The 9304-nt window shown below is 64.5% G+C and carries 9 protein-coding genes; 1 reads left to right on the top strand and 8 read right to left on the bottom strand.

Annotation, left to right across the window (positions count from 1 at the left end):
* Positions 1-28: 28 nt before the first annotated feature.
* Both ccoS and ACK4OE_RS11560 read right to left on the bottom strand, forming a co-directional pair.
* Entirely contained in the window at positions 29-166 is a 138-nt protein-coding gene (gene ccoS / locus ACK4OE_RS11555; RefSeq protein WP_409884952.1) for a cbb3-type cytochrome oxidase assembly protein CcoS, read from the bottom strand.
* Positions 166-2634, bottom strand: coding sequence for a heavy metal translocating P-type ATPase (locus ACK4OE_RS11560; RefSeq protein ID WP_409884963.1), 2469 nt, complete (start codon positions 2632-2634; stop codon positions 166-168). The genes ccoS and ACK4OE_RS11560 overlap by 1 nt, the downstream gene beginning before the upstream one ends.
* A 107-nt stretch (positions 2635-2741) precedes the next feature.
* On the opposite strand from ACK4OE_RS11560, the gene ACK4OE_RS11565 reads away from it, so the two are divergent.
* Positions 2742-3185, top strand: a complete 444-nt coding sequence (locus ACK4OE_RS11565) for a universal stress protein (protein ID WP_409884953.1) — start codon at positions 2742-2744, stop codon at positions 3183-3185.
* Between the two features lie 134 nt (positions 3186-3319).
* On the opposite strand, the gene ACK4OE_RS11570 is transcribed toward ACK4OE_RS11565, so the two are convergent.
* The 6 genes from ACK4OE_RS11570 to ACK4OE_RS11595 form a co-directional block, all read right to left on the bottom strand.
* On the bottom strand, positions 3320-4033 hold the full coding sequence (locus ACK4OE_RS11570; protein WP_409884954.1) for an ABC transporter ATP-binding protein: 714 nt from the start codon (positions 4031-4033) through the stop codon (positions 3320-3322).
* Positions 4030-4800, bottom strand: a complete 771-nt coding sequence (locus ACK4OE_RS11575; protein ID WP_409884955.1) for an ABC transporter ATP-binding protein — start codon at positions 4798-4800, stop codon at positions 4030-4032. The genes ACK4OE_RS11570 and ACK4OE_RS11575 overlap by 4 nt, the downstream gene beginning before the upstream one ends.
* A complete protein-coding gene (locus tag ACK4OE_RS11580; protein ID WP_409884956.1) occupies positions 4797-5678 on the bottom strand; it encodes a branched-chain amino acid ABC transporter permease in 882 nt (293 codons plus the stop codon). Before ACK4OE_RS11580 ends, ACK4OE_RS11575 begins: the two co-directional genes overlap by 4 nt.
* Before the next feature lie 12 nt (positions 5679-5690).
* Entirely contained in the window at positions 5691-6566 is an 876-nt protein-coding gene (locus ACK4OE_RS11585; RefSeq protein WP_409884957.1) for a branched-chain amino acid ABC transporter permease, read from the bottom strand.
* A 76-nt stretch (positions 6567-6642) separates the two neighbouring features.
* Entirely contained in the window at positions 6643-7863 is a 1221-nt protein-coding gene (locus ACK4OE_RS11590; protein ID WP_409884958.1) for an ABC transporter substrate-binding protein, read from the bottom strand.
* Positions 7864-7918: 55 nt separating this feature from the next.
* Positions 7919-9151 carry an amidohydrolase family protein gene (locus ACK4OE_RS11595; RefSeq protein WP_409884959.1) on the bottom strand — a complete coding sequence of 411 codons (1233 nt, stop codon included), beginning with the start codon at positions 9149-9151 and terminating at the stop codon, positions 7919-7921.
* Between the last annotated feature and the right edge of the window lie 153 nt (positions 9152-9304).

Below are 9304 nucleotides of genomic sequence, written 5' to 3' on the forward strand. Positions count from 1 at the left end.
AGTAGCGGCCATCGGGCATTGACACAAGTCAATCGTCTCGGAGAATCCGTTCACCTTCTTGCTCGACGCTCTCGAACTGACCGTGGTACACCGCCCACCACAGGCCCGCCAACACCATCAGCACCAGCACCACGGACAGCGGAATCAACAGATAGAGGATGTCCATCAGACGGGCTCCAGGGTTGTCGTTGGGTTGGCGATGGTCACCGCGGCGCTGGCCACAGAGGGGCCCGTAGCTATGGATGAAGGCAGTGCAGGCAGATCACGCGCCAGGCGCGCCGCATTGAGCACCACCAGCAGCGAACTGAGCGCCATGCCCAGCCCCGCCAGCCAGGCAGGCATCCAGCCCACCACCGCCAGCGGAACGCACAGCGCGTTGTAGCCCGCCGCCCACCACAGGTTCTGGCGCACCACCCGCAGCGTGCGGCGCGCCAGCAACACCGTCTGCGGCACCAGGGCCAGGCTGTCGCCCAGCACCACAAAGTCGGCTTGTGACTGCGCCAGCGGCACCGAGCGGCCAAATGCAAAAGACACATGGGCGCCAGCCAGCACCGGCCCATCGTTCAGGCCATCCCCCACCATGGCCACATGGCGGCCACCAGCTTGCAATGCCTGCAGCGCCGCCAGCTTGCCGCCGGGCGTGCATTCGCCTTGCGCCTGCGCAATACCCGCCTGCCCCGCCACACGCTGCACGGCACCCATGCGGTCGCCAGACAGCAGATGCACGGTCACACCGTCTTGCTCCAGGGCTTTAACCACGGCCGGGGCCTCGGTACGCAGCTGCTCCACCAGGTCGAAGCGCGCCAACTCCAGACATTGACCATCTGCCAGCTGCTCGGCCAACACCACCTGCAACGCATCGCGGCCATCCTGCACCGCGACGCCCGCATGCGTGGCGGAGCCCAGCCGGACGGTACGCATCGGCTGCACGCCTTTGCTGTCGCGTACGGTGGCGACCAAGCCCAACCCTGCGTCTTCGTGCAATTCGCTCACAGCCCACCTTATATCCATTGCGGGTGCCGCTGCCACCACCGCCCGCGATGCGGGGTGCATCGACTGGCGCGCCAGCGCAGCGGCGAGCGACAGCGCCTCATCCGCCGCCCACCCCGAAGCGGTGTGCACCGCCTGCAACGCCATGCCGTCACGGGTCAACGTACCGGTCTTGTCGAACACCACCGTGTCCACACGGGCCAGTGCTTCCAGCCCCTGCAGGTTGCGCACCAGCACGCCATGACGCGCCAGCGTGCCCGCCGCAGTCAACATGGCCACTGGCGTGGCCAGCGACAACGCGCAGGGGCAGGTAACGATGAGCACCGCCACCGCCACCATCAGCGCATGGCCTGGGTCCGACGGCCACCAGTACACCGCCGCCAGCACCGCCGCCACCAGCACCGCCACCAAAAAAGGCCGCGCAATGCGGTCGGCCAACTGGGCCAGGCGGGGCTTTTGCAGCGACGCGCTTTCCATCAGCGCCACGATCTGCGCAAACCGGGTTTGCCCCCCCGTGCCTTCTACTAGCACCTCTACTGGCGCCTGCAGGTTGTAGCTGCCTGCGATCACGGTACTGCCGAGGGGGCGGGCCACGGGCGTCGATTCACCCGTCAGCAATGCCTCGTCGGCATGCGTGTTGCCCACCGTGATGCGCCCGTCCGCCGGAAACGCCTCACCCGGCAGCACGCGAATGGTGTCGCCCACCACCACGCGGCGTGTGGCGACGCGAGCAAAAGTGCCGTCGGCGTCGCGCCGCTCCACGCTGTCCGGCAAGCGGTTCATCACGGCCTCCAGCGCGCCCGCGGTGCGGTCGCGCAGGCGCAGCTCCAGCCACCGTCCGGTGAGCAGGAAGAACACGAACATGGTCAGCGAGTCGTAGTACACCTCCTTGCCGAAGATGCCTGCGGGGTCAAACGTGCCCGCCGTACTGACCACAAACGTGATGGCCATGCCCAGCGCCACCGGCAAGTCCATGCTGACGCGGCGCAGGCGGATGTCGCGCAGCGCACTGGAAAAGAACGGCCCGCAAGAGAACACCACCATGGGCAGCGTGATGACCCACGAGGCCCAGCGCAGCAGTTGCTCCATCTCGCCCGTCAGATCACCGGGCTGCGCCACGTACGCAGGCCACGCATACATCATGACCTGCATCATGCAAAAGCCTGCCACCAGCCAGCGCCACAGGGCGCGGCGGCTTTCACGCAGGCGCTGCTCGCGCGCAAACGCATCCATGGCGGGCATGGCGCTGTAACCGGCCTTTTGCACCGCATCCATCCACGCCGAGGGGCGCACCTGCCCCGGGTGCCACACCACGCGAGCACGGCGCGTGGCGGCGCTCACATCGGCCTGCAGTACGCCGGGCACGGCGCGCAATGCGTCTTCAATGGTCAGGGCACATGCCGCGCAGTGCATGCCTTCCAGTACCACGTGCGAGTCCCAGAACTGCGACGTTGGGTCTGCCGGGATGGATGCATCGGCAGCCACGGCCAAGGGGCTGCCCGCCGAGGTGCAGGGGCGACCAAACGCCAACCACTCCTGCGGATCGTCCAGCAGCAGCACTGCGGGCTGCGTCGCAGGCCCGCAGGCCAGCGGAGCGTCAGGCGGGAGCTCGGGCAAAGAGGTCGGCGCACCGGGTCGAAACATTGACATGGTTCAAGCCTATCGTTGCAGCCCAACAGGTACATTGACCTGGATCAAGCCGCGGGACATGATTCATCCTAAGCTTCTTCCATCACTTTGAGGAGCTCTTTATGTACAAACGCATCCTGATCGCCACCGATGGTTCGCCCCTTTCGGGCAAAGCGGTGGAACATGGCCTGTCGCTGGCAGCGCTGACCGGCGCCACGGTGGTGGCCCTCAAGGTCGTGCCCCGCTACCCGCGCAGCTACTTTGAAGGCGGCATGCCCGTGGACATGAACGACGTTAAACGCATCGAAGCCCAGTGGGGCGACGCAGCACAGGCAATGGTCGACGGCGTGAAGGCCCAGGGCGGCGCGCACGGTGTGACGGTAAAGGCCGTCATCGCCAAGTCAGACCTGGTGGCAGAGGCCGTGATCTCTGCGGCCAAAAAACACAAGTGCGATTTGATCGTGATGGCATCGCACGGCCGCAAGGGCCTCAAGCGCCTGCTGCTGGGCAGCGAGACGCAGCATGTGCTGACGCACTCGCACATCCCGGTGCTGGTGCTGCGTTAAGCACTAATTCAAGCATCAAAACAGGCTCTAGCGCCTACCCAACAAGCGCTATAAGCTATTAATTTAATAGCAAACCCCAAAAAGGCACAACGCCTTTTCGGGGTTTTTTCATTCCCGGCTGGATTGCCGACAGCTCAGTGATTGCCCAGGTAGAGCTGCGCCATGCGCTCATCGGCCAGCAGCCCCTGCGCTGGGCCCTGCAGCACGCAGCGCCCCTGGTCCAGGATGTAGCCCTGCTGGCTGATCTGCAGCGCCTGGCGTGCGCGCTGCTCCACCATCAACACCGCCACGCCTGTAGTGGGCAACTTTTGCACCATGTCGAACACCTTGCCGACGAGTGACGGCGCCAGCGCCGCCGTGGGCTCGTCCAGCACCATGATGCGGGGCGACGGCATCAGCGCGCGGGCAAAGGCCAGTTGCTGACGCTCGCCGCCCGAGAGGTTGCTGGCGGGTTGCGGCAGGCGCTCCATCAGCGCTGGGAAGTCGGCCAGCACCTCGTCCATGCGGCGCTTGATGTTTGCCACGCCGCGTACCACCAGCAGGTTCTCGCGCACGGTGAGCGACGGGAACACATTCGCCACCTGCGGCACATAGGCCAGACCTGCGTCAAAACGGTCTTCGGCCGACAGCCGCGCAATGTCGCGGCCGCCCAAGTGAATGCTGCCCGACACACGCGGCAGCAAGCCCAGCAGCGCTTTCACCAGGGTGGATTTGCCTGCCCCGTTGGTGCCCGCAATGGTCACGATCTCGCCCTGCGCCACAGCCAGGTCAATGCCGTGGATGATGTCCACCTCGGAATACCCGCCGCGCAACTGCGCGATCTGCAGCAAGTTGTCTGCGCCGCTCATACCAAACCTCCCATGTAGGCTTCTTGCACGCGCGGGTCGTCAAGCACAGTGTGCGGGTCACCCTCGGCCAGGATGCTGCCCCGGTCCATCACGATCATGCGATTAGACAACGCCTTGAGCGCCTGCAGGTGGTGCTCGATCACGATGAACGCAATGCCCTGCCCGTTCAGCTCACGCACGCGGTCGCAAATCTCTTCGATCAACACCGGGTTGACCCCGGCAAACGGCTCGTCGAGCAAGATGCAGCGCGGGTCCAGCATCAGCACCCGGCCCAGTTCCACCAGCTTCTTTTGCCCGCCCGACAAGCCTCCCGCGCGCGCGTCTCGCACCCGCGCCAGGTTCAAAAACTGCAGGATGCGGTCGGCCTTGATGGAGAGCTGCGCCTCGTGCTCGCGCAGGCTGCGTGTCTGGAAGAAGGCGTTCAGCAACCGCTCCCCTTGAGGGTTGGCGGCAGCCGCCATTAGGTTCTCGTGCACCGTCAGGCTCTTGAACTCGCGCGGAATCTGGAACGTGCGCACCAGCCCCAGCCGCGCCCGGCGGTAAGGCGGCATGCGGGTAATGTCCTGCCCCTCAAAGTGAATCTGCCCCGCGTCTGCGGGCTGCTGCCCGGCAATGGCGGCAAACAGCGTGCTCTTGCCCGCACCGTTGGTGCCCGCAATGCCCAATATCTCGCCCGCAGCCAGTTGCAGCGACACCCCGTCCACCGCCTTGAAGCCACCAAACTGCCGCGTCACGGCCTCTACCTTCAGCATCGTTGTTGCGGTCATTGGGTTTTGCCTCCAAACAGGCCATTGGGCTTGTACAAGGTGACCAAGATCAGCGCCAGGCCCACCGCCGCCAGGCGCAGGCTGGCCATGCCGACCTCTGACACGCCCGGCACCCAGTCTTTGGCAAAGCGCGAGCCTTCCAGAAACACCATGAGCAGCAGCGATCCAAACACCGCACCGCGCACGGTGCCCGAGCCGCCCATCACCAGGCCCATCCACACGTAAAACGTGATGAGCGGGATGAACTGCTCTGGCGTGATGAAGGTGATGAAGTGCGCGTAAAACGCACCCGCCAGCCCGGCCAACGCAGCCCCCAGCATGAACACCTGCACCTTGAACCAGGCTGGGTCCTTGCCCAGGGCCGACAGAGCAGGCTCATCGTCGCCAATGGCCTTGAGCAGCCGCCCAAACGGGCTGGCCGCCAGGCGCACCGTGCCCCAGGCCACCACCGCAACCACAGCCAGCAGCGTGGCAAAAATCGCCATGTCCGACACGCCACTGCCCAACGATGCAAACAGCTTGGGCAGGCCAGGCAGGCCCTGCACGCCCTTGGTCAGCCAGCTTTCTTGCTGGATGGAAATGCGCACGGCTTCTGAAAAGCCCAGCGTCACGATGGCCAGATAGTCGTCGCGCAAGCGCAGCGACAGCAGGCCAATGGGCAACGCCATCAAGCCCGACAGCACGCCCGCCGCCACAAAGCACAGCACCAGCGGCACGCCCTGCAGCGCCAGCAGGCCAGATGTGTAGGCTCCCACGGCAAAGAACGCCACGACGCCAAAGTTGACCAGCCGGGTCAGGCCGAACTGCAGGTTCAGGCCCAGCGCCAGCAGGCAGTAAATAAGGGCAACGATGCCAATGGCACAAAGGTAAGCAATCATGAATCGGACTCCTTACCGCACCAGCTGCACGCGGCCCATGATGCCCGCTGGGCGCACCAGCAGCACCAGCGCCAACACCACAAACGACAGCACCAGCTTGTACGACGGCCCCATCAGTGGCACCGCCAGTTCTTGCGCCACACACAGCAGCAGCGCACCCAGCACCGCGCCCACTGGGCTGCCAATGCCGCCCAGCACCATGGCGGCAAACGCGGGGATCAAGCTCTCCCACCCCATCTCGGGGCTGACCACGGCCTTCATGCCCAGCAGCACGCCGCCCAGGGCCGAGAGCGCCCCCACCAGCAGCCACAGGTAAAGCATCAGCCCATTGGCGCGGATGCCGCTGGCCCGTGCCAGGTCTGCGCTGTCGGCCACGGCACGCAGCTGGCGGCCAAAACTGGTGCGGTAGATCAGCACAAAAACCACCACCAGGCACGCAGCAGCCACGGCGGCAATCACCAGATCAGTCGGCAAGATGCGAATGCCGCCAAAGTTCCAGGCGCGCACCAAAGGCAAGTCAAACGTGCGCTGGTCATGCCCGGCAAAAAAGCCGATCAGGCTGCGCAGCAAAAACCCCAGGCCAATGGCCGCGAGCATGGAAGACACCATGGGCCGCCCTGCCAGCTTGCGAAAAATCAGCGTGTACGAGCCCGCCGACACCACGGCCGTGATGGCCATGCTACCCAAGGCCGCAGCCCACAGCGGCCAGCCACCCAACATCTGCACAGCCACCGCTGCATAGGCACCCGTGGTCATCACGTCGCCCGTGGCGGCATGGGGAAAGCGGTTGACGCCCATCACCAGGGTCATGGCCAGCGCGGGCAGTGCCACCACCAGGCCTTCGATCAATCCATTGATCAACAGGTTTACAAAATCGATCCAGGTCATTGCGTCATCTCTTGCTTACCCCACCTTGTCAAAAAGCCCCAGGCGCCATCACCATGGCAGCCTGGGGCACACACGCTCACGCCGCGATGGACACCACGTCGCGCCGCACCAGCTGGCCCTTTTCGATGATGAAGACACCGAAGTCGGGCGTCGCGTCACCGAACTTGTCGAAGTCGAGCTTGCTGGACGCGCCTTCGTAGTTCACTTTGGCCTTCTTGCCCAACTGCGCCTTGCCATCGGCAAACGAGTAGACGGCGGTGCCGGGGGCGTTGGACACCTCGCGCAGCTTGGCGTTGATCTGCTCCACCGTGGCCTTGGGGCCTGCGGCCTCCATGGCCAGGGCCAGAGAGATCACCATGTCGTAGGCCATGGCGGCGTAGATGTTGGTGGACGCGGCCTTGCCCGTGGCCTTGGTGAACGCCGCATCAAACTGCGCATACGACGTGCTTTTCTCGTTGGACACCGTCTCCACCGAAATGATGCCTTCGCACACTTCTGCGCCCAGTGCCTTCACCAAGTCGGGATTAGCTGCCCAACCGGGGATGACCCATTTGTTATCGGCGCCCGACTGGAACCACTCGCGCAGGATGATGGTGGTGTCGGGCAGGTACGAACCCATCACAATCACATCGGGCTTGGCCGCCAGAATCTTCTGCAGCTCGCTGCGGTAGCTGGGGCGGCTGGGCTCGTAGGTGACATGCGCTGCCACCTTGCCGCCACGCTTTTCCCAGGCACGGGTAAAGCCTTCCACATTGCCCAGACCCGATGCGTTGTTGAACGCCATGGTGGCCGGGCGCTTGAAGCCGCGCTTGGTGCAGATCTCGGCAAAGGCTGCGCCAAAGCGGTCGTTGGTGGCCTGAAAGCGCCACACCAGATCCTTGGTGTCCAGCGTGGAGATGGCGGGTGCACCCGACACGTTCATCTGGATGATGCCCGCGGCATCGGTCAGCGGCATTACCGCCAGCGTCACGCCCGATGCCCAGGTGCCCAGCACCGCCTGCACCTTGTTCACCTCGATCAGCTTCTTGGCGGCCAGCACGGCCGCGTCGGGCTTGGTCTGGTCGTCTTCGGTGAAGAGTTCGAGTTTGCGGCCACCGGCGCCGCCAGCGGCATTGACCTCGTCCACCGCCAAGCGAATGGCCTGCTGCATGCCCGGGCCGTAGGGGCTGCCTGCGCCCGTGATGGGCGTGAGCGAGCCAATGCGGAACACGTCCCCTTGCTGGCTGAAGCCGATGGAGGGAAGGCACTGCAGGGCAGCAGCCGCGCCGCCGAGCTTGACGAAATTTCTACGTTGCATGGTGTTCTCCGGTGAAGGGGTAGGATGGGGGTTGTGTGGTGTGGTGTGGGAGGAATCAAAGGGTGTTCTTGACCCACACGCCGTCCTTGGCGATGGCGCGAATACGCTCGCCCTGGTTCAGCAGGCAGGTGATGTCGGTCAGCGGGTCGCCATCGACCAGCAAGATGTCTGCAATGGCACCGGCCGTGACTTCGCCCAGCTGGCCTTGCTGGCCCAGAATCTCCGCGCCGATCAGCGTGGCCTGCTGCAGCACCGGGCCGTTGCCCAGAATCTCGGCGCGCAGGCGCAGCTCGTCAGACTGCAGGTAGTGCGTTTCGGCCAGCAGGTCGCTGCCCAAGCCCATCTTCACGCCCGCCTTGGCCAGAATCTTGATGGCCTCTTTGCCCTGCCCGCGCACGCTGTCAATCTTGGCGACCGAGGCTGCGGGCAAGCCATAGCGCTCACCCTCATTGGCCAGGCCTTCATACGTGATGAGCGTGGGCACCATGAAAGCGCCCATCTCGGCCATGAACTCTGCCGTGGGCGCATCCACTAGGTTGCCATGCTCAATGGTGCGCACACCGCAGCGCACCGCGCGGGCAATGGCGCGCGGGGTGTAGGCATGGGCCATTACGTAGGTGTTGGCGTTGGATGCCTCTTCCACAATGGCGTGCAGCTCGGCCTCGGAATAGCCCAGGTTGCCAATCGGGTCGTTGGGCGATGCCACGCCGCCCGATGCCATCACCTTGATCTGCGTGGCACCCTTCAAAATTTCCTCGCGCACCGCCAGGCGGCAAGCATCCACACCATCGACCACGCGGCCAATGTTGCCCAGCTTGTAAGCACACGAACACACATCCAGGTCATCGTTGCGCTGGCGAAAGTCCGCGTGCCCGCCGGTTTGCGACAGCGCCTTGCCCGCAGGGAAGATGCGCGGCCCCTGCACCAGCCCTGTGCGCACCGCCTCGGCCAGCGACCAGTCGGCCCCGCCCGCATCGCGCACGGTAGTAAAGCCCCGCTCCAGCATGCCCTTCATGATGGGCAGCGAGCGCATCATGGTGAACACATTGGGCATCTTGGCCACGGCGCCCAGGTTGAACGACGACGCCACCACATGCACGTGGCAGTCGATCAGGCCGGGCATCAGGGTCATGCCCTTGGCGTCGAGCGTGGTTGTGCCTTCGGGCACCTCCAGGTTGGTGCCTATCGCCGCAATGCGGCCGTCCTGCACCAGAACGGACAAGCCGGTGCGCAGGGTGAGTGCGTGGACATCCAGCACACGGCTGTTTTCAATTAACAAAGAGGTCATGAGATTCGTCAAAGTGGGCGCGATGGCTTCAAAATTACTCATAGCCTTTTTTTTCAGGGGGCCATGAAGACCATCAAGCATCCATCTGGTGCATTGCAGCATCTACAGAGTGTGGCGCTTGACACGTTGCTGTCACAGGACGCATTTATCGGG

It is taken from the genome of Acidovorax sp., assembly GCF_046314175.1.
Lineage (GTDB): Bacteria > Pseudomonadota > Gammaproteobacteria > Burkholderiales > Burkholderiaceae_C > Acidovorax.